Raw genomic sequence first — 18,936 nt, 5'->3', positions numbered from 1 at the left:
TAAAACTTGATTCTATAGCTGATTTAGTCATTTTATCTGAGTAAATCTCAGTTTATCTCAAATTATCTTAAAAATTCGAAAAATAACGGATAAACTTCATAAATGTTTGCCAATAAAATATTAAAATTCATATAAATTTACTTATATTGATAACTATAAAATCCACAGCAATGTGGATACATTTCTGTGGACAATGTGGATAAGTTTGTGCATAACCTCTAATAACTGTATTTTTTTGTGGATAAAACCTGTATGATTATCCTTATCTTAAATAGCTAATTATATATATAAATTTATAAAGCAAATATGTTTTTCAATATTTCCTTCAATAGTAAAATTAAGTTGTGTTACATAATATTTTGAATAAAAAAAAAGATACATATAATATATATCTTCTTTTTGCTTCTCAGACTGACCTGGTCTTTGCCCCCACACTCGCCTGCTGGGGATTTTGCTCGGGATCGCCTCACTACTAACCCTCTCGATTTTCTCGGCAGGACTTACCTCTAAGATGCGCCATGCTCACTATATCATTTTTGTACAGCTTACGTGGGTCCTTTTGCCCGCATCTGGCTTGGACTTGCAACCACAGACTCTGAGAAATACAATAAATAGTCTAACAGATTATTTATAAAGTGTCTAGAAATATTTTACATCTCCATCTCTTCAAGAGGCTTCATTGCATTATCTAGTTCTTTAAATTCAGCCATAACTTCGTTATAAAGGTCTCTGAGCTCCTTGCCCATTTCTTCATCTAAAAGTACAACTTCAAAATAATTGATAGAACGCTTGAGTGCGTGTAGGTATGTCTTTAATTTATCTCTTCTTGTAAGCAAATCTCTAAGTAACATAGTATTTCCCTCCTTATATTATTTTCTTCTGCCACTTCTTCTAAAATTAGTCTTTGGCTTATGTCTTGATTCACTAGGATTATCACTATAAATAACTCTAGGCTCGACAACTTCCTTTATAGGAGCAGAGTTATCTATTAATTTACCCTCTTTTACATATCTTAAAATCTTTCCTCTAGGAATATTTGTAGCAGCTGCAACATCAAGCACAGTAGAATTAGGATGCTCATATAAATACTCCCTAATCTTCTGAAAAGTATCACTATCATCTTTTTCTACAAACCTTCTTATAGCTTGTTCTAATTTATCATCTGAGCTCATAATCATCATCCTAACTGTTTTTCAACAATTTTATATCTTAAATTCGCAATAGCAATTTGAGTTCTGTCCTGCAAATTTACTTTCTTAAGTATATTATGAATATGGTTTTTGACAGTTCTTTCACTTACAAATAAGTCATCCGCAATTTCTATATTGCTTTTTCCTTTAGAAATAAGTGCTACGATTTCATACTCTCTTGGAGTTAGTAAAGCAAAATCTTTAAGTATTCTGCTCTTTTGTTTTATATATTCCCTACATTTTAAAACTTCATCATTTATTTTTTCATCATTACAAAATTTTCCTTCATAAACTGATTGTATCATAGATACAAGCTGAATAAAATCCATTCCTTTGCTTGCATAACCATCTGCATTATTTTCCAAAGCCTTAATAACATATTTTGAGTTTACCATACTTGTAAGCATAATTACCTTAATATGTGGATATAAATCTTTAATTTGTTTTAGAATCTCTGTTCCATTTTCATTTGGCATAATTACATCAAGCAATACAATATCTATATTTTCTTGATTGTTTTCTAAGTAATCTAATGCACTTCGTCCACTTTGCGCTTGATATACTATGTCAATACATGAATTGCCTTCAAATCCTTTTACTATCGCTTCTCTCATCATTACATGATCATCTACAATCATAACGGAAATCTTCTTCATAATAACAGCCCACCCCTAATTAAAGCTTTTAACTACCCTAAAAAAATACATAAAATAATTTTACCATATTATAGTTAATTATTACACAATTCTTTGTCTTAGACCGTGTAAAGATTTAATACTATATCTATCTCAAAACTAATTTATATATAGAAAATAGCGCCATCTTAACAACAGCGCTATTTTCTATACTTATTAAAGTTTTATATCTATGCTTGCTCCTAAATGAGGAGTTACTGATTGCTCTAACATTCTTGTATTATTTTGTATCATTTGAACCATTTCTGACCCATGATTTTTTGCTGTATCCATAGAAAGCTTCATAACTGAAACGCTTACTTGTTGTGCTGCTTTCATTTGGCTTAGGCTCATTGACAATCCCGCTATATCCATAATTAATCTCCTTAAATACTAACTTCTTAAATTATATGAACAATCCAAATACTAGTTAGTTGTAAGATTTTTTACTGACTCACTTAAGCTTGCTCTCCAACCCTCAACTAATGGTAATAATTCATATTCAATAAGATCTGAAATTAGAATATAATCCTTCATCTCCATTGCATCAACAATCTCTGTATAGCATCCTAACATTTCATCTTCATCCAAAGAATGATAATCTTTAGTTAATTTTGCAACATCATAAAGCCATCTGAGTCCATCTGATAAATTAATCATTTTTTCAGATACCGTACTGATATTTTGTTCTCTATAATCCTCAATAATAGATGGCAATGCACGTGAAATATTATCTAAATACTCTACCGCTGTTTCTAATGCTTCAATTGATTGTGCCTTCAATAAAATCACCTAAATTCTATTTATTTTTTTCCGTCTATATAAAATCCTTGATAATCTTTTCCATAAGATGATACTGACGAGGTACCATAGTTTTTAATTACTTTAGATTGAGTTTGCAAATCCTTCATATCTTCTTTTAGTTTATCCATTTCTGTTTTTACATTACTAATATTATTTTTATCCTGCTTATCTATTTCTCCTAATAAGTCCATTACTTCTTTTACCGAAAACTTTAAAGATGCTATTTCTGGATACTCATTAATATCAACGTCTTCGAGAGATTTAATACCTAAATGAAGCTTTAAACCTTGAAATTCAGCATAGAATTTTTTATCAATATCATCAATGGCATTCATTATGTCTTGCTTTTGTTTTATATGATCTAGTAAGGAATTTAAGCTATTGGAAGAAATATCTATGGTTTGAAGCTTTGTTATTTCATAAAGTTTCTTTAAATAATTACGCTTATTATTGTTGAGATTAACTAATTCTTCAATCTTTAATTTTGCAATATCAATAACATTCTCCATACCTTACTTCCCCTTTCGAGAAAGTGCCATCGCTTCTTTCCAAGTATCTCTTAGTTCTGAGACAATTTCTTTTGCATCAAAAAGTGCTTGTTTATCTTTTTTAATGTTTGCATCCAATAATTTTTCATTTATAAAAGTATACAGCTGCCTAAGATTTTGTGAAATCTCATAATCCATATTTAATGTGATATTTAATTCTTGGATTATATCTTGTGCTTTTTGAATATTAAGATTTGACTTCTCATAGTCTTTTTCTTCAATATATACTTCTGCTAGATTAATAAATTTAATGCATCCATTATATAGCATTAGTGTCAACTCTTCTGGTGTAGCAGTAGTCACTGATTGTTCTTTATATTTTGCATAAGGGTTATTCATTGCCAATATTATTACCTCCTATCACAGCATTGATTACTAGCCTCCGAATTGCTGAGATAACCATGAACTTTGGCTATTCATCTGAGACATCGCTTGCTCCATTGCCGTGAACTGTTTCCAATAACGTTGCTCTATTGTTATCATTCTTTGATTTTCTCTATCTATTCTTTTATCAATCTCTCCAATATCACTGTCAAGAAGACTCTTTGAACCTTTAGTCACATAATCAATTAGAATATTGCTTTTTACTGAGCGAAGAAGTGTTGATTCAGAGCCAGGTCCTGATTTTGAGACTATATCTTTAATTCCGCTAATCATATTATCGTAGATTCTTACAAATGCTCCAGTATCCTTCATTCTATCTTTAATTGCCTGTGGATCTGTTGTACTTTCTGGCAATGTAGATGTCTTAAACAAAGTATTTAAAACTTTTTCGGAGTCATTTCTCAAAGCTTCTTTTAGTTTAAATTCATCAATTTGAAGCTTTCCATTATCTCTCCAATTACCGGTAGTTATACCTAACTCATGAATGGCTCCAGCACCATTAACGTCTTCATATATTTCTGCTCTCATCTTAGAAAGCATATTATTAATAGTAGAATCATTTCTAATTAACCCTGATTTTGCTTTTTCTTCCCAAAGCTTTATATCAGTTTCTGACATATCTTTCTTTTGCTCGTCTGTAAGCGGAGGAAAATCCCTATATGTTTTTTCTCCGAGCTTTGTATTGAATATATCTATAAGTTTATTATACTCGTCTACAAATTCTTTAATTTTGTTGTATGCTCCATCTACATTTGTGTCCGTTCTAATAGTTTCTAACCCTGAAGTTGTTTTTAAAGTTATATTAAGTCCATTAATTGATATATTATTTGAAGAGTACGTTAACTCATCGGTACCGTTATACTTAATAATCGCATCTTTTCCTATAGTGTTGGATAAATTTGTAAATTTCAAAGCATCTCTAAGGTTTTCAGCATCAGCATTGTCAAATGTTATTTTTGCATCTGTACTTCCCGTCGCCTTTGAACTAATAAAAAACCTATTAGCTGTAGCATCATAATTAGCATTCAGCCCAGTTTCAGTACGAATTTTCTGAGCGATATCACTTAGAGTATCAGTTTCTAGTAAAACTATATCTTTTTCATTTATTCTAACTGTCTTAGTTGTTCCACTAAATCCTAACAGCTGTCCAGCTGTAGTTTTGTCCGTATCAAGGGAAGTTTGACTTGATACACTTGCTCCAGTTGCTAATTGTACAACTTCTAATGTTGATACTCCCGCTGGAGCATTCGCGCTAGCTGTAACATCAAAAGCAGATGAGTTAGAAGATACTGCGCTTTTAGCCCAAGTAACAGAATCTATACCCCCAGAGACTAAAGCCCCAGAAGATGTAGTTTTTGTAAGTTCTAATTTTTTTCTAGAATCTAAAATAAAATTAGCCATTAATTTATTCATTGAGTTATATTCTGTTTGCTGCCATTGTTTCCATATTTTCTGTTGAGTATATTTATCTACTTTTAGTCTCTCCGACTGCATCAATTGTTTCACTATGTTTTCAGTGTCCATACCAGATGCTAATCCTCCAAATCTAATTGCGCTTACCATTTTAATACCTCCTTAACCTCTTCTATCTACAATAAGCCCTGCTCTCTCCATCATTGATGCCACCATATCTAATATCTTTTCTGGTGGGACCTCTTTTATTACTTCTTGAGTGTTTGTATCTATTATTTTTACCATTATTTGCTTTGTTTTCTTGTGAATGCTAAACCTTAAATTAGTTTCCAGTTTAATTAATTCTTTGTTTGTGGTATCTACTGCTTCTTGAATTTGTTTTTCTGATGGCCTATCTCCGTTATATTGTTGCTGTTGATTAGAAGCTGAGTCTCTCTTTACAACCGGAGCTTTTTCAGGAGCACTTTGTACTCTAACTCCAGTCTCACCACTGTACTGCATCCCTGCACTGCCTATTTGCTCTATACTCACAAATATACCTCCTATCATATTCAATTTTCTACGAAATATATCGGCAACATAACAAAATATCATTATACCTATAAAAATAATCCTTAATTTAAAGGCTTATGATAGTTATGAACTTTGTTACTATAATTAATTTTTTTCTATAAAATCTAGTATATGCTCCATTATTTTATTAATATCATTCTCACTCAGATACGGATGCATAGGAAGAGATAACACCGTGTCGCAAAGTTCATTTGTAATTTTAAAGTCCTCCTCATGATATATATAGTCTGCGAAAGCTCTTTGTTTATGCATTGGCTTCACATAATAAATCATACTAGGAATATCTTTATCTTTTAGATAAGATTGAAGATTATCTCTTTGCTCTTTATTTTTTAGCCTTATTGTATACTGTGCAAAGCTTGATACATATCCTTGTGGTATAAATGGAGTTTCTACTATGCTTTTAAGCTTTTCATTGTAAAGCTTGTAAATCCTATTAACATCTTCAAGCTCATGATCTATAAAAGCTGTAAGCTTGACATTTAAAACAGCTGCTTGTATAGAATCTAGCCTAGAGTTTACTCCTATTCTAACGTTATCATATTTATCTTCGCCTTTACCATGAACTTTAAGAGAATTTAAAAGCTTTGCTAACTCATCATCATTTGTAAAAATAGCTCCCCCATCACCATAACAGCCTAGCGGCTTTGCAGGGAAAAATGAAGTTGTTGCTGCATTTCCAAAGCTACACGCTTTTTTTCCATGAATGCTTCCTCCAAATCCCTGAGCTGCATCTTCTAGAACTTTTAAATCATATATTTCGGCTATTTTTTCTATCTCAATGTGATTTGCCGGAAGTCCAAATAAATCTACTGGAATTATAAGCGTTGGAGTGAGTTTCCCTTCAGCTATCACTTTTTGTATAGTCTTTTCAAGCTTTATAATATCAATATTAAAAGTATCCCTATCAACATCTACAAAAATTGGAGTTGCTCCTCTAAAAGAAACTACTTCTCCTGTTGAAAAAAACGTAAAATCTGGAACAAAAACTGCATCTCCCTCTTTTATATCCCATGCCATCATAAGAAGGGTCATGGCCTCTGTTCCATTGGCACAAGATACGCAGTGTTTAACTCCTACATATTCAGCTAATCGCTGTTCTAAAGTAGTTACTTGCTTTCCACCAATAAAATTAGCACCTTGTATAACCTCTAGTATTGCTAAATCAATCTGAGTTTTATATTTATTGTATTGAGCTTTTAAATCTCTAAATTCCATATAAAGCACTTCCTTATTTGTTTTCTTTAAGTAGTCCACCTTCTAATAAATACTCTCTGCTACATTCTTTGCATGTATAAGTATCTTTTAAAGGATATCCACATTCGCATACCCATCCAATTTGTTTAGCTGGAACTCCAGCCATAAGTGCGTAGCTTGGTACATCTTTTGTAACTACAGCGCCAGATGCTATCATAGCCCAGCTTCCAATAGTATTTCCACATACAACAGTCGCATTTGCTCCAATGGATGCTCCGTATTTAACTAAAGTCCTTTTATATCCTTCGGATCCTTTTGGATATTTGCTTCTAGGTGTTAAATCATTTGTAAAAACCATAGATGGACCACAAAACACATAGTCTTCAAGCTCAACACCTTCGTAAACAGATACATTGTTTTGAATTTTAACACCATTTCCAACTTTTACGTTGTTAGATATGTTAACATTTTGACCTAAAGAGCAGTTATCACCAATAATTGCACCTTTATGTACATGGCAAAAATGCCAAATTTTAGTACCATTTCCTATAGTTACATTTTCATCTATGTAGCTACTTTCATGTACGAAATAACTCATCTATTAAACCTTCCTTTGAAATCTATAGTACTGCATTTATCAAGCGGTAGCTTTATGCTTTTTCCTTCATCTGCCGATTTGTAAATTGCAAGAACTAATTCAAGTGCATTTCTACCATCAACTGCTGTAACATAGGGCTGCCTATCATTTTCAATAGCTTCAATGACATCTTTGTATAAAGGTTTGTGTCCAAATCCATAAACATTTGGAGGATTTTCAAAATAATTTTGTTTAACCTCATCTGCATTATCAAGATTATCTGCAAACTGCCATTCTTCAATTAGATTTACAGACTTTCCTCCAGCTTTGACTGTTCCTTTTTCTCCAAAAATATATAAAGTTTCTTCTAGGTTCTTAGGATAAATATTAGTGGTTCCTTCAATTATTCCGTAGCTTCCATTTGAAAACTTTACAAGAGCCATTCCAATATCCTCGGCAGCTATATATCCATGAATTAAATTGTCAGTCATCCCTACAACTTCAGTAATTTCATCGCCCATCATCCATCTAAGTAAGTCTATGTTATGGATACACTGATTCATCAAGGCTCCGCCGTCTTGTTCCCAGGTTCCTCTCCAAGGTGCCTGTTTGTAATAGTCTTCTCCTCTATTCCATCTGATATGAGCAGTAGCATGCATTAGCTTTCCAAAGCGATTAGCTTCAACAGCCTCTCTAATCTTTTGAACAGACTTGTTAAATCTATTTTGATGGCATGCACTTACCTTAATATTTTTCTTATTGGCTTTTTCTATTATCAAATCTGCTTCTTCAAGAGAAAGTGCAATTGGTTTTTCAATAATAAGGTTGGCGTTAGCCTCAACGCAGTCTAATGCTATCTTTCCGTGCTTTCCACTTTCTGTGCAAATTGCCACAAGCTCAGGTTTTTCCTTTTCGAGCATCAGTTTATAATCTAAATATTTCTTTGTTTTGTTAGAAAGATTAAACTTTTCAATTGTTTCATCCATTTTCGCTTCTTCAATATCACATAAAGCTACAACCTCTAAACCATTTTCAAGTGCTGCTGCTATATGATTTGGAGAAATTCTCCCGCAGCCAATAATCGCATATCTCATACTAAGCCCTCCTTACAAAAGTTCTATGTTATCTCGCTTGTTTATCATCTTCATAGCATTTTTAGTATCAAAGATTGCTTTCGCATGATTTTGAACAAAGCTGTAGTCTACATTAGTATGAGCGGTTGTAACAATAACTAAATCCGAGCTTTCTATTAATTCAGCCGTGAGGCTAGTCTCTCCTTTTTTCACTACCCCATGCTCCTTGTATTCTAAAACAAAAGGATCGTAAAAAGAAACTGTAGCTCCTTCTTTTTCGAGTTCTTCTATTACTCTAATTGCTGGGCTTTCTCTGTAATCATCTATATCTTGCTTGTATGCTACCCCCAAGATTAGAATCTTAGAACCATTCATAGCCTTTTTAAATCTATTTAAAATTTTACTTGCTCTTTCTGCGCAGTATTCTGGCATCCTATCATTTACCATCATAGAAGCTTCAATCATAGAAGTATGAAATCCATATTCTCTAGCTTTCCATGATAAATAGTAAGGGTCAAGTGGTATGCAGTGACCACCAAGCCCTGGACCAGGATAAAAAGCTTGAAATCCATATGGTTTAGATTTTGCTGCATCAATTACTTCCCAAAAATTGATATTCATTTTATGGCAAAGCATAGCTAGCTCATTCACAAGCCCTATATTAACATTTCTATATGTGTTTTCTAGAATTTTTTCCATCTCAGCTACTGCTGGTGAGGATACTACATGAACTTCACTCTCTAAAACTGATCTATACATAGCTGAAATAACCTCAGCCGCATCTTTGCCTATAGCCCCCACTACTTTAGGTGTATTTTTAGTTTTGTATATTAAATTCCCTGGATCAACACGTTCAGGAGAAAAACCCAAATAAAAGTCCTCTCCACATTTGAGTCCAGAACCACTTTCTAATATAGGTTTGAGGATTTCTTCTGTCGTACCCGGATATGTAGTAGATTCAAGCACCACAATACTACCTTTTTTTAGATATTTTGCAATTTCTTTAGTTGATGACTCAACATAACTGATGTCTGGCTGCTGATGAGAGTCTAACGGTGTTGGAACACATATTGCAATAAAATCTACATCGTTAATAAAAGAAAAATCTGATGTTGCAGACAGGTATTTAGATTGAACTATACTCTGTAAATCTTCATTAACAACGTCTCCAATATAGTTTTTCCCTGCATTTACCATGTCTACTTTTTCTCTTTGTATATCAAATCCTATAGTCTTAAATCCAGCCTTGGCTTTTTCGACAGCAAGAGGAAGTCCAACATATCCTAAACCAACAACACCGACTATAATTCTTTTACTCTTAATTTTTGAGAGAATTATACTTTTCAACTAATGCCTCCATAGTTTTATTGAAATAAAACATAGTACTATTCTTTTATAAATACAAAGCAATACCCATAGATCCAGATAATATGCTAACCTTATGTTTTATTGTACTAAAATAAATCTTTTAAAGCTTTAACATAGTCATTCCCAAACCTTATCACTGACCAATCAGTACATGAATTGCATAAAGCATTATCAAAAATTTCATTCATGTGAGACGCTCTAAGATTATTCATGTATTTTGATTTCCATATTTCTTCTATTGTATCTTTATTAATATCTCCAACTACACTTTTTTTAAGCCAATCATCTGGACAAAATCTAATTTTACCATCCATTCCTATAACTAATCTTGTAAAAACCACTGGACAAGGCCACCTCTTCTTAGGTATGAATTGTACTTCAGGTTTTTGAGGTGTTAATCCTTTAGTATCTACATAATGTCTAGTTATTACTTTGTCTACCAATGGTTCCCAAAATTTAACAAATTGTTGATATTCTTGATTTTCTAGTTCTGGTTGAATTACACACGAAACCATTACTTTAATATTATTAACACTCCTTTTATTTTTTTCATTTAGTAATGTAAAAATATTTTTCATTAATTTTGAATAATCCCCACCACGTATTTTTTTATATGTATCTGGATATAATGCATCAATACTTATTTCTATAACGACTTTAGTTTCAGTTGTCTTAAATAAAATCTCCATATTTTCATCTGAAAGTAAAATTCCATTTGTATTAAAACAAAAAATATCTACACCTGAACTTAATGCTAACTCCACTTGTTTAATCCAATCTCTGTGTATCAGGGGCTCCCCGTCTGGAGTTAATCTTAATATTCCATTATGCTTGCCAATTTCCATAGCTATTCTTTTAAAAATATCCAATTCCATATATATAGGCTCATAATTAGGAATCGAGCTTAAATCACTTTGCGGACAATGTATACACTTTAGATTGCAAACATTTGTGGTCTCAACATGTGTAATATCCGGAAAGTTTTTCACTTTATAGTCATTCATAAAATAAAATCCTCCTTTTTATCAAATAGAATTACTATTATTCCATACATCGTATGGCAAAACAAAAAAATAAGGAAACTGCTTTAAAATCATATCAATATTGATTTTCGTAAATTTCCTAACATCCGTAATAACCTTCACCAAATAGTAACATGGATTTTCTTGGCATCCCCATTGCTGTTTATATTTAAACGAAGTCGAATCTCTAGTTGGTGATGATTGAAAGTTTATATAAGAAATATTACTATATTCGCCATCTTTTATACTTAAATAATCAAACAAAACCCCTGCTCCGAGTTCAAGTCCATTCTGGTTACTAACTCTTAAATAAATATCTTCACTCCAACCATATAAATTAACCCCACCAGAAACCATTTCTTTATTCTTGCGAATATAAGAAAATTTAAACATTCCAGAATCTTTTAGGTAACTAGCAATTAAATAAAATAATTTTATGTCTGGAATATTAGCACCTTTGTTATAAAATCTTGGTAGTACAACTTTGTTATACCATTCATCAATTAAATCTTTAGAAGGATTTTGAGTTTGAAAAAAAATCAAATTATTCTGTAATGATTTTTTTAAGTTTCTCTTAATATTACGATTCATGAGATTTTCAACTTCATTTTTATTAATATCAATATATTGATATGTTTTTAACAATTCATAATCATGCATAAAATACTCTTTGTACATATGATAGTCTTCTCTAAATGGTGAAGTAAAAATTGAAATTAAATCAATTCCATTTTTTTTTGCATATTCAATTAACTCTGTTAATAATCTTTTATAGCAATGTTCTGGATTTGCTTTTTTAGAGAGTAGTACTCCTCCATAACTAGCCGGAAGAGGTGAAGACATGATTATTTTTCCGATTGAATTACTTATACATCCAAACGGAATGCATGCTTCTATTTCTCCAACACAGTCTAATAAAGCTAATGCGCTCCACTCTATTGTAGGCCAATTTGCTATAACACACTGCCATTCCCAAGAATGTTGAGCTAATGGAATAGTCATATTTTGATAAAAACGTCTATATTTTATTTCATCATCTGGATATCTAATTATTACAGTTTTCATAAACCCCCCCTATTTTGTAAAATATTGTTTTAATTGACCTACTATATAATCAATATCTCTGTAATTTAAATTGCTATGCAAAGGTAACGCAAGTCCTTGCTTAAATGCATAATTTGAATTTTTATAGTTGTTGCTACTATTATTATATTTATTTTTATAAAAAGGCTGAGAAATCAAGTCATATGCTCCATAATTGCATTCAATCCCACTTTTTTTCAAAAAAATAATTAAATCATCTCTGTTATACTCTTCATTAATTAAAATATGATATGTTTGATATGTATTATACAAATCACAATTTTCTTGTGGAAAAGTCACTTGTTTTAAACCTTTTAATAGCTTATTGTAATATTTTGCCAAATTAATTCTAGTATTATTTAATTTGTCTATTTTACATAATTGTTCTACGCCTAAAGCTCCTTGTATATCTGTCATCCTATAGTTAAACCCTGGAGCTACAAATTCAATTCTATTATCTATATAACTAATTCCATGATTCCTCATAATTCTAAGTTTATCAGCATAAAACGAATTATTAGTACAGATTGCTCCCCCTTCACCTGTAGTTATTGATTTTCTTGGATGGAAACTAAAACACGATAAATCTCCAAACAAGCCAATTTTTTTATTTTTGTATTTACTTCCTAATGCACACGCCGCATCCTCAATTAAATGGATGTTAAATTTGTCACATATCTTTTTTAACTTATCCATATCTGCTGGATGCCCAAATTCATGAACTGGAATAATTCCCCGTGTTTTTTTAGTTATTTTACTTTCAATTAAATTAGTATCTATGCATAGTGAATTCAAATCTACATCAACAAATACAGGCTTTGCTCCTATAAGCTCCACCACATTTGCTGTAGCCGGAAATGTATATGCTGGAACAATTATTTCTTCCTCTGGTTTTATATCAAGAGCCAATAATGCTAAATGTAATGCCGCTGTTCCATTTGAAACAACTATTGTGTGATTTATTCCAATATATTCTGATAGTTTTTTTTCAAATTCATTTACAAACTTTCCTTGAACTAGATTCCCAGAATCCAGTACTTTTTTTACAGCATTATACTCATTATTATCAAAATGTGGTTGAGCTAATTTAATCATTATATTCTCCCTCTATACCAATCAATTGTATTTCTTAGCCCTTCATTTAAACCAAACTTCGGATTAAATCCTAACAATTTTTTTGCTTTTTCTATACTCGGTATTCTTAGTTCAACATCAACATAATTCTTACTTACATATATTATTTCAGAACTAGAAGCAGCAACTCTCTTTATAGTTTCTGCTAGCATTGCGATTGTAATTGTTGCTCTTGGATTACCTATATTAAACGACTGACCTATTGCTTCTTTTTTTTCTAGGCAAAGCATGATACCTTGTATAAAATCTTCAATATAGCACCAAGAACGGATTTGATCTCCATCTCCATGTATTTGTATTTGTTCATTTGAAATTGCTCTTGCTACAAACTGATGAATCGCACCTTCTCCAACTTGTCCCGGTCCATAAATATTAAAAGGTCTTACCGTAATTACAGGCATTTTATATTCTTTATAAAAGCTATGAGATAAGTGCTCTGCTGCTAGCTTAGATACCGAATATGTCCATCTGGCTTCTCCAACAGGAGCCAAATTCGTAGTGTTCATTTCATTAACCTTATAAGCATATGATCCAAAAACTTCAGATGTTGAAAAATCTACGACTTTTTCTAAATTATTCATATTAATTTTTAACGCTTCTAAAATATTATATGTTCCTATCATATTAACTTTCATAGTGCTAACTGGGCTTTTTATAACTGTGTCAATCCCCGCTATTGCTGCCAAGTGAATTACAATATTTGGCTGAAATTCTTCAACTGTATTCTTTATTTTTTCAAAGTCTAGTATATCTCCTTGAACTAGCGTAACATTATCACGAAATAATAAATCTGTATTTTTTATTGAATTTCTATTTAAATTGTCATAAATTAAAATTTCATTCTTCTCACATAAAATGCTACAAAGTTTGCTTCCTATAAATCCTGCTCCACCAGTCAATAAAATTTTTTTATTATTTATCATTTATTTCTCCTTTTATTTGTTCTAATTCTTGAACCATATCAGCTATCTTATCTTTATAACTATCTGGTTTTATCAGCTTTGAAATATACCAATCTATCATTCTAATAATAGGAATAAAATACTCACTATGTAAAACAGCATTTTTATTATTTGTTTGTCCAAAAGGACTCCAATTATTATTATAATAGTATAATAACATTTCATAATAGTGGTTTATTATATAAAAAAGCAAATCATCTTGAGATTGAATGTCTTCTAATAATAATCTATTTTTGCCTAGAATAAAATTATTTATAATAAATTCTGTAACACTAACAATCGATTTTAACCTCTCTTTAAAATTTAAAGTGGTATTATTGTGATGTTTTCTGTAGTTTATAACAGTAATATCCACATGTTTAAAATTCCATCCGTCTCTAATATTTACCAATGTATTAAGAACATCACTTGAAACTATATTATTTGAATCATGGTACCATGTCTTGTTATTTTTTCTATAATAATCCGTTTTGTGAATCCCTACAGTCATTGGCAATAGTCCCGAACCAAAATTTTCAAAAGTATGCTTTATCACCATATATCCGTCATAATCTGAATACTTCCAAATTGTATTTATATTTCTATCTTCATCAACTAAATTGAGGTTTCCATATATATAATCTACATCTGGATTAAGAATAAAATTATTAATTAAATCACATATTACAGTGCTATTTGCTAAATAATCGTCACTTGATAATAAAATAAAATATTCTCCTTTAGCACTATTTATTATTTCTTGAAAAGCAAACACAGCTGTACCCATATTATCTTTATGTATTATAGATTTAATATTAGTATAGCTCATTACGTAATCTCTAATTATTTTTTGGGAATTATCTGTTGAGCAATCATCAACAATAATAATTTCATAATTACTATATTCTTGGTTTAATATAGAATCTATACAGTCTTTCAAAAAGCGCCCATAATTGTAATTTGCAATGCCAACTGTTACTAAAGGCATTTGTAGTAAGTTACAACTTTTTTTAGAAGAAATAATAAGTTCTTTTATTTTAAAAATTTGTTTATCAAGAGAATATCCTTTATTAATGAACTCTCTGTAAGATTCTGAATCATATTCAGAATTTAACATCTCTATAATTTCATAAATTGAGTTCCAAATGATATCATTATTATATATGTATTTAGCTCCTACAAAATTATGAATTAATGGTTTTATCCCTTTAGCCATGGCTTGCATTACACTCATATTTTGTGATTCTAGTATACTTGTACAAATAATATAGTTTTTATTTTCCAGCCAATCATCCAGATTATCCTGCCATCCTTCAAAAATGATATTATTCTCTAATCCAAACTCTTTTATCATTTGTTCAAAATATAAAACATCTCTATCATCTTGAAATTTTCCAGCAATATATAACATAAATCTATTGTCAGTATCATAAATGGCCTTAAATGCGTGGAGAAGAAGCATAGGGCCTTTTTTGTAATTAATGTATCCTACATATGCTATATTAAATCCCTGTTTACGTTTACTATAAGTCCATTTATCTAAATTGATTCCATTAGGTATTACAGACGTTATTCCCTTATCTATTTCTTTCACAGATTCAATAACATAATCTCGTATAGATTCAGAAATGAATATGACCTTATCCACTACGCTCCATTTTACTTTATATACATACTCTGTAAATGCTTCATAACTATGAAGTCTACATATTATAGTTTTATCTTTAGCAACACCAAGATTACTTCCATAAATCATAAGTTCGTCGCACCACTCGAACCAGCAAATATCAGCCCAACTCATACCTAAATCAATTTGGCTATAATCGTTTACTATAATTTTTAAAACATTATACTCCTTAGAAATATTATCTACCACTTCTCCTAAGAACGAATCCATACCATGTTTGACAAAAAATACAATTTTTTTATTATAGTTATGGTATTGAATTATATTATTTTTCTCTAAATCATTAATTTTATTTACTAATTCTACTTCTGTTTTGCCCATGCTCCTAAGATTTGTACATCTTTTATAATGCCAGTGCGCTTTGCTATATTCGCCAATATTTTCATATGCAAAGGCTAGATTATAGTTTAAGTCAAAGTCTAAGTCATTATATAATAACCCTGTTTTAAAATCATACATTGCGGATTCAAAATCATTTTCTATAAGCTTAATAACCCCACTATAAGAATAATATTCAAAGTCATCTTTTCCTATTTTATAATATTCTTGAAGTAATTTTTTTGCAGTATCAATTTCACCTATACCTATTAACTCTTCTATTTTTTTCTTTACTTTAAAAGATACATCAACCATAATATGCCTCCTAAAATAACGTTCTTATTACAAATAAAACAATCTATCTTTCTATATAGTTTGCATTTTAAACTTCAATATCAATATATTCTTTAAGAAAATCTGCCATGTCTGGATATGCCTGGGCCGCTAACTTATAGTACATAAATGCTACACTTGTATTTCCTTTAGATTTATTAGTTCTATAAATGTTCATCAAAAATAAGAATTTTGACTCAGAATCATTTATTAACTCATACTTCATAGTTATAGCATTTAGGTTATATATTTCATTTATAAAAATCATTCCTACTTCCAAATACCTGTCAAACATATTAATATTATCTTTAATAAAGCTTTTTATGCCAGTTCCTTTATATTCATTCAGCAAAAGAATTAACTTAGATTCAAATAAATTCTTAAGCGCACTAACTTCCTTAATCCTAAGCTTTCTTATATCTATATTCATTAGCCATTCATCTAATCTCAAATAAAGCTCTGTGTAGTTATTCTCCTTAAAATAATTAACACACGAAAAAACTACTCTCTTATTCATATTTGAAAACAACTTCAAATCAAAGCCTTTAATTAACATCAAATAGCTTAGAGGAACAACCAAAATATCATTATTATTTCTATCTTTTACATCTATAATTCTTTTCGCCAAATTACATTTTTTTTCTACTTCTAGGTCATCTGTAATCATAAAATTAGAGTAAATAGAATATTCATCATCATTGTTTAAAAAATAATTGTAGATACTTTTCTTTTCATTAAAATCTAAATCCAAAATCTCATTTTCTAAGTATGTTATAAAGTATGATATTATTTCTGTGTCACTATCTTTTATTTTTTCGTATAAATTAAATATTTCACTATAATTTTTTAATTTTATAAAAATACTAATGTATAGTTTAATTGTACTAATATTATATTTTAAAGTTTCTAGATATAATAAAGCTTTATCGTATTTCTCAGTATCTAAATATAATGTAACTAGGAATAATTTCACATTCATATTGTCCGTGATATTATTCCTATACAAAGCTATAGAATGATCCTTCGAAATAGCAAGTTTTTCATAATTCTTGCATAATTCCAAGTATTTTTCATAATATTTTTCTGCATATGAATAATTTCCTAATCTCTCATATCCTCGGCCTAATGAATAAAATCCGTCTATATAGTCTTTTCTTATATTAATGGCAAGCTTAGAAGCTTCTATTAATTCATTATATCTATTTAATGTCATGCAATTTGATAGATGATTTGTTATTACACTAAAACCCATTAATTGTCTATCTCTATCTAATTTCTTAAATTGGTTATATATTTTACTGGAAATTTCATACGATTTTCTTACTTCGCCATGCATATTATAAGATACTGCTAATTGATATAGATAGTATAAATTATTAGGATCACTTTTTAATTCTTTTTCAAGCAAGGCTACAGTTCTATTAAACTTTCTATCCATAATCTCTTTATCATTTACAACATAACCGTAATGTCCTATAATTATATCTAGTTTTCCAACAGGTGGTGAAAATCTTGGTTGATTATGAACAGTCCCTTCATATCTAAAGTTTCCGTCATTTCTAAATAACCTCATAGTAGGGAATATCGAATATGAATCATGATTGTTTAAATTAGTATAGTTTTTGCCTGTAATTGAATACGTTTTATTTTTTAAAGTTTCATTAGGTTCAGAATCTAAGAACTTTTCCAATTCATCATATTTTTCCATAGTTTCATCTGCGTCAAGTATAAATATCCATTCTCCTGTAGCATATGATATGGTAATATTTCTCATCCCTGAAAAATCATCAAACCATTCTTTAAAATATACTTCATCTGTATATTTCTTGCAAATACTTACAGTTTTATCTGTCGAACCCGTATCTACTATTATGAGTTCTACATCAGTCCTATCAACAATAGGCTTTATAGATTCAAGGCATCTTTCTATATGGATTTCTTCATTCTTAACCATCATGCAAATGCTTAATTTATACGACATTATACCACCTGCTTATTATTTTTTTATTTATAGTAAAAATATCTCACTACCCGGCAAGAATTATTTGCTTTTAATCTATTGAGACTTTTTAAATCTATAATAAAAAAATCGGCATTTCTGCCGATTTTCTTTATAGTTTTAAATTATCTTAATAACTGTAATACTTGTTGTGGTAATTGATTTGCTTGAGCTAACATAGCTTGAGATGCTTGAGCAAGAATATTACTCTTAGTAAATGAACTCATTTCCTTAGCCATATCAGTATCTCTGATTCTTGATTCTGCTGCTTGCAAGTTCTCTGCTGAGTTATCTAAGTTTTTAATTGTATGTTCTAGTCTGTTTTGGATAGCTCCAAGCTTAGATCTTTGAGCTGATACCTTCTCTAATGCCGCATTAACTGTAGATATAGCAGTGTTAGCATTAGTTTGTGTTGCTACAGTTGTACCATTAATTCCTAAGCCAGTTGTATTCATCGCAGATATTCCAACTGTTATACCTTGACCTATATTAGCACCTATATGAATTCTCTTACCAGTGAAGTTACCGTCCAATAGTTTTTGAGTATTGAACTCAGATCTTGTACTGATTGCATCAATTTCTGCTTTAAGTTCTGTAACTTCATTGTTAATCGCTGTT

Annotated in this window: 20 protein-coding genes; all 20 read right to left on the bottom strand. The window is 30.4% G+C overall.

All coding sequences use genetic code 11. The annotated features are described in order from the left end of the window. Positions 1-650: 650 nt before the first annotated feature. On the bottom strand, positions 651-851 hold the full coding sequence (locus tag B5X47_RS11895; RefSeq protein WP_079590357.1) for a hypothetical protein: 201 nt from the start codon (positions 849-851) through the stop codon (positions 651-653). 18 nt (positions 852-869) lie between these two features. After that, positions 870-1,172, bottom strand: a complete 303-nt coding sequence (locus tag B5X47_RS11890; RefSeq protein ID WP_079590355.1) for a hypothetical protein — start codon at positions 1,170-1,172, stop codon at positions 870-872. 5 nt (positions 1,173-1,177) lie between these two features. Beyond that, positions 1,178-1,846, bottom strand: a complete 669-nt coding sequence (locus tag B5X47_RS11885; protein WP_079590353.1) for a response regulator — start codon at positions 1,844-1,846, stop codon at positions 1,178-1,180. Positions 1,847-2,041: 195 nt separating this feature from the next. Next, the gene (locus B5X47_RS11880; RefSeq protein WP_079590351.1) at positions 2,042-2,239 is read right to left on the bottom strand and encodes a YjfB family protein; all 198 of its coding nucleotides are present in this window, start codon (positions 2,237-2,239) and stop codon (positions 2,042-2,044) included. A gap of 51 nt (positions 2,240-2,290) precedes the next feature. Then, a complete protein-coding gene (locus tag B5X47_RS11875; protein ID WP_079590349.1) occupies positions 2,291-2,647 on the bottom strand; it encodes a DUF8042 domain-containing protein in 357 nt (118 codons plus the stop codon). A 20-nt stretch (positions 2,648-2,667) separates the two neighbouring features. Then, positions 2,668-3,177 (bottom strand): flagellar export chaperone FlgN, encoded by a 510-nt coding sequence (flgN, locus tag B5X47_RS11870; RefSeq protein WP_079590347.1) that lies wholly within the window; start codon positions 3,175-3,177, stop codon positions 2,668-2,670. 3 nt (positions 3,178-3,180) lie between these two features. Further along, complete coding sequence (gene fliS / locus B5X47_RS11865) at positions 3,181-3,555, bottom strand: flagellar export chaperone FliS (RefSeq protein WP_079590453.1); 375 nt, start codon at positions 3,553-3,555, stop codon at positions 3,181-3,183. 36 nt (positions 3,556-3,591) lie between these two features. Further along, positions 3,592-5,163: a flagellar filament capping protein FliD gene (gene fliD / locus B5X47_RS11860; protein ID WP_079590345.1), complete on the bottom strand. Its 1,572-nt coding sequence runs from the start codon at positions 5,161-5,163 to the stop codon at positions 3,592-3,594. A gap of 12 nt (positions 5,164-5,175) precedes the next feature. Further along, positions 5,176-5,544 (bottom strand): flagellar protein FlaG, encoded by a 369-nt coding sequence (locus tag B5X47_RS11855; protein ID WP_242951050.1) that lies wholly within the window; start codon positions 5,542-5,544, stop codon positions 5,176-5,178. A gap of 126 nt (positions 5,545-5,670) precedes the next feature. Continuing rightward, the gene (locus tag B5X47_RS11850; RefSeq protein WP_079590342.1) at positions 5,671-6,804 is read right to left on the bottom strand and encodes a DegT/DnrJ/EryC1/StrS family aminotransferase; all 1,134 of its coding nucleotides are present in this window, start codon (positions 6,802-6,804) and stop codon (positions 5,671-5,673) included. A gap of 13 nt (positions 6,805-6,817) precedes the next feature. Next, on the bottom strand, positions 6,818-7,381 hold the full coding sequence (locus B5X47_RS11845; RefSeq protein WP_079590341.1) for an acyltransferase: 564 nt from the start codon (positions 7,379-7,381) through the stop codon (positions 6,818-6,820). Beyond that, positions 7,378-8,454, bottom strand: a complete 1,077-nt coding sequence (locus tag B5X47_RS11840; RefSeq protein WP_079590340.1) for a Gfo/Idh/MocA family protein — start codon at positions 8,452-8,454, stop codon at positions 7,378-7,380. Before B5X47_RS11840 ends, B5X47_RS11845 begins: the two co-directional genes overlap by 4 nt. Positions 8,455-8,466: 12 nt before the next feature. Further along, positions 8,467-9,780, bottom strand: coding sequence for a nucleotide sugar dehydrogenase (locus tag B5X47_RS11835; RefSeq protein ID WP_079590339.1), 1,314 nt, complete (start codon positions 9,778-9,780; stop codon positions 8,467-8,469). 107 nt (positions 9,781-9,887) lie between these two features. Further along, a complete protein-coding gene (locus tag B5X47_RS11830) occupies positions 9,888-10,805 on the bottom strand; it encodes a radical SAM/SPASM domain-containing protein (RefSeq protein WP_079590338.1) in 918 nt (305 codons plus the stop codon). Between the two features lie 21 nt (positions 10,806-10,826). Beyond that, positions 10,827-11,888, bottom strand: coding sequence for a hypothetical protein (locus B5X47_RS11825; RefSeq protein WP_079590337.1), 1,062 nt, complete (start codon positions 11,886-11,888; stop codon positions 10,827-10,829). Positions 11,889-11,897: 9 nt separating this feature from the next. Beyond that, positions 11,898-13,001: a DegT/DnrJ/EryC1/StrS family aminotransferase gene (locus B5X47_RS11820; RefSeq protein WP_079590336.1), complete on the bottom strand. Its 1,104-nt coding sequence runs from the start codon at positions 12,999-13,001 to the stop codon at positions 11,898-11,900. After that, entirely contained in the window at positions 13,001-13,963 is a 963-nt protein-coding gene (locus B5X47_RS11815; RefSeq protein WP_079590335.1) for an NAD-dependent epimerase/dehydratase family protein, read from the bottom strand. The genes B5X47_RS11820 and B5X47_RS11815 overlap by 1 nt, the downstream gene beginning before the upstream one ends. Continuing rightward, positions 13,953-16,301 (bottom strand): glycosyltransferase, encoded by a 2,349-nt coding sequence (locus B5X47_RS13825; RefSeq protein ID WP_159446478.1) that lies wholly within the window; start codon positions 16,299-16,301, stop codon positions 13,953-13,955. Before B5X47_RS13825 ends, B5X47_RS11815 begins: the two co-directional genes overlap by 11 nt. A 67-nt stretch (positions 16,302-16,368) precedes the next feature. Further along, on the bottom strand, positions 16,369-18,300 hold the full coding sequence (locus B5X47_RS11805; protein ID WP_079590334.1) for a tetratricopeptide repeat-containing glycosyltransferase family 2 protein: 1,932 nt from the start codon (positions 18,298-18,300) through the stop codon (positions 16,369-16,371). A 143-nt stretch (positions 18,301-18,443) separates the two neighbouring features. Further along, the coding region (locus B5X47_RS11800) for a flagellin (RefSeq protein WP_278278442.1) at positions 18,444-18,936 on the bottom strand (493 nt) is incomplete at its 5' end.

The organism is Acetoanaerobium noterae (assembly GCF_900168025.1).
GTDB classification, from domain to species: domain Bacteria; phylum Bacillota; class Clostridia; order Peptostreptococcales; family Filifactoraceae; genus Acetoanaerobium; species Acetoanaerobium noterae.
This window is presented reverse-complemented; position numbering and strand designations above follow the sequence as displayed.

Excerpts from the sequence above, each read along its gene's own strand:
- B5X47_RS11895 (WP_079590357.1), bottom strand. The coding sequence starts at position 851 with ATGTTACTTAGAGATTTGCTTACAAGAAGAGATAAATTAAAGACATAC.
- B5X47_RS11890 (WP_079590355.1), bottom strand. The coding sequence starts at position 1,172 with ATGAGCTCAGATGATAAATTAGAACAAGCTATAAGAAGGTTTGTAGAA.
- B5X47_RS11885 (WP_079590353.1), bottom strand. The coding sequence starts at position 1,846 with ATGAAGAAGATTTCCGTTATGATTGTAGATGATCATGTAATGATGAGA.
- B5X47_RS11880 (WP_079590351.1), bottom strand. The coding sequence starts at position 2,239 with ATGGATATAGCGGGATTGTCAATGAGCCTAAGCCAAATGAAAGCAGCA.
- flgN (WP_079590347.1), bottom strand. The coding sequence starts at position 3,177 with ATGGAGAATGTTATTGATATTGCAAAATTAAAGATTGAAGAATTAGTT.
- fliS (WP_079590453.1), bottom strand. The coding sequence starts at position 3,555 with ATGAATAACCCTTATGCAAAATATAAAGAACAATCAGTGACTACTGCT.
- fliD (WP_079590345.1), bottom strand. The coding sequence starts at position 5,163 with ATGGTAAGCGCAATTAGATTTGGAGGATTAGCATCTGGTATGGACACT.
- B5X47_RS11850 (WP_079590342.1), bottom strand. The coding sequence starts at position 6,804 with ATGGAATTTAGAGATTTAAAAGCTCAATACAATAAATATAAAACTCAG.
- B5X47_RS11845 (WP_079590341.1), bottom strand. The coding sequence starts at position 7,381 with ATGAGTTATTTCGTACATGAAAGTAGCTACATAGATGAAAATGTAACT.
- B5X47_RS11840 (WP_079590340.1), bottom strand. The coding sequence starts at position 8,454 with ATGAGATATGCGATTATTGGCTGCGGGAGAATTTCTCCAAATCATATA.
- B5X47_RS11830 (WP_079590338.1), bottom strand. The coding sequence starts at position 10,805 with ATGAATGACTATAAAGTGAAAAACTTTCCGGATATTACACATGTTGAG.
- B5X47_RS11825 (WP_079590337.1), bottom strand. The coding sequence starts at position 11,888 with ATGAAAACTGTAATAATTAGATATCCAGATGATGAAATAAAATATAGA.
- B5X47_RS11820 (WP_079590336.1), bottom strand. The coding sequence starts at position 13,001 with ATGATTAAATTAGCTCAACCACATTTTGATAATAATGAGTATAATGCT.
- B5X47_RS11815 (WP_079590335.1), bottom strand. The coding sequence starts at position 13,963 with ATGATAAATAATAAAAAAATTTTATTGACTGGTGGAGCAGGATTTATA.
- B5X47_RS13825 (WP_159446478.1), bottom strand. The coding sequence starts at position 16,301 with ATGGTTGATGTATCTTTTAAAGTAAAGAAAAAAATAGAAGAGTTAATA.
- B5X47_RS11805 (WP_079590334.1), bottom strand. The coding sequence starts at position 18,300 with ATGTCGTATAAATTAAGCATTTGCATGATGGTTAAGAATGAAGAAATC.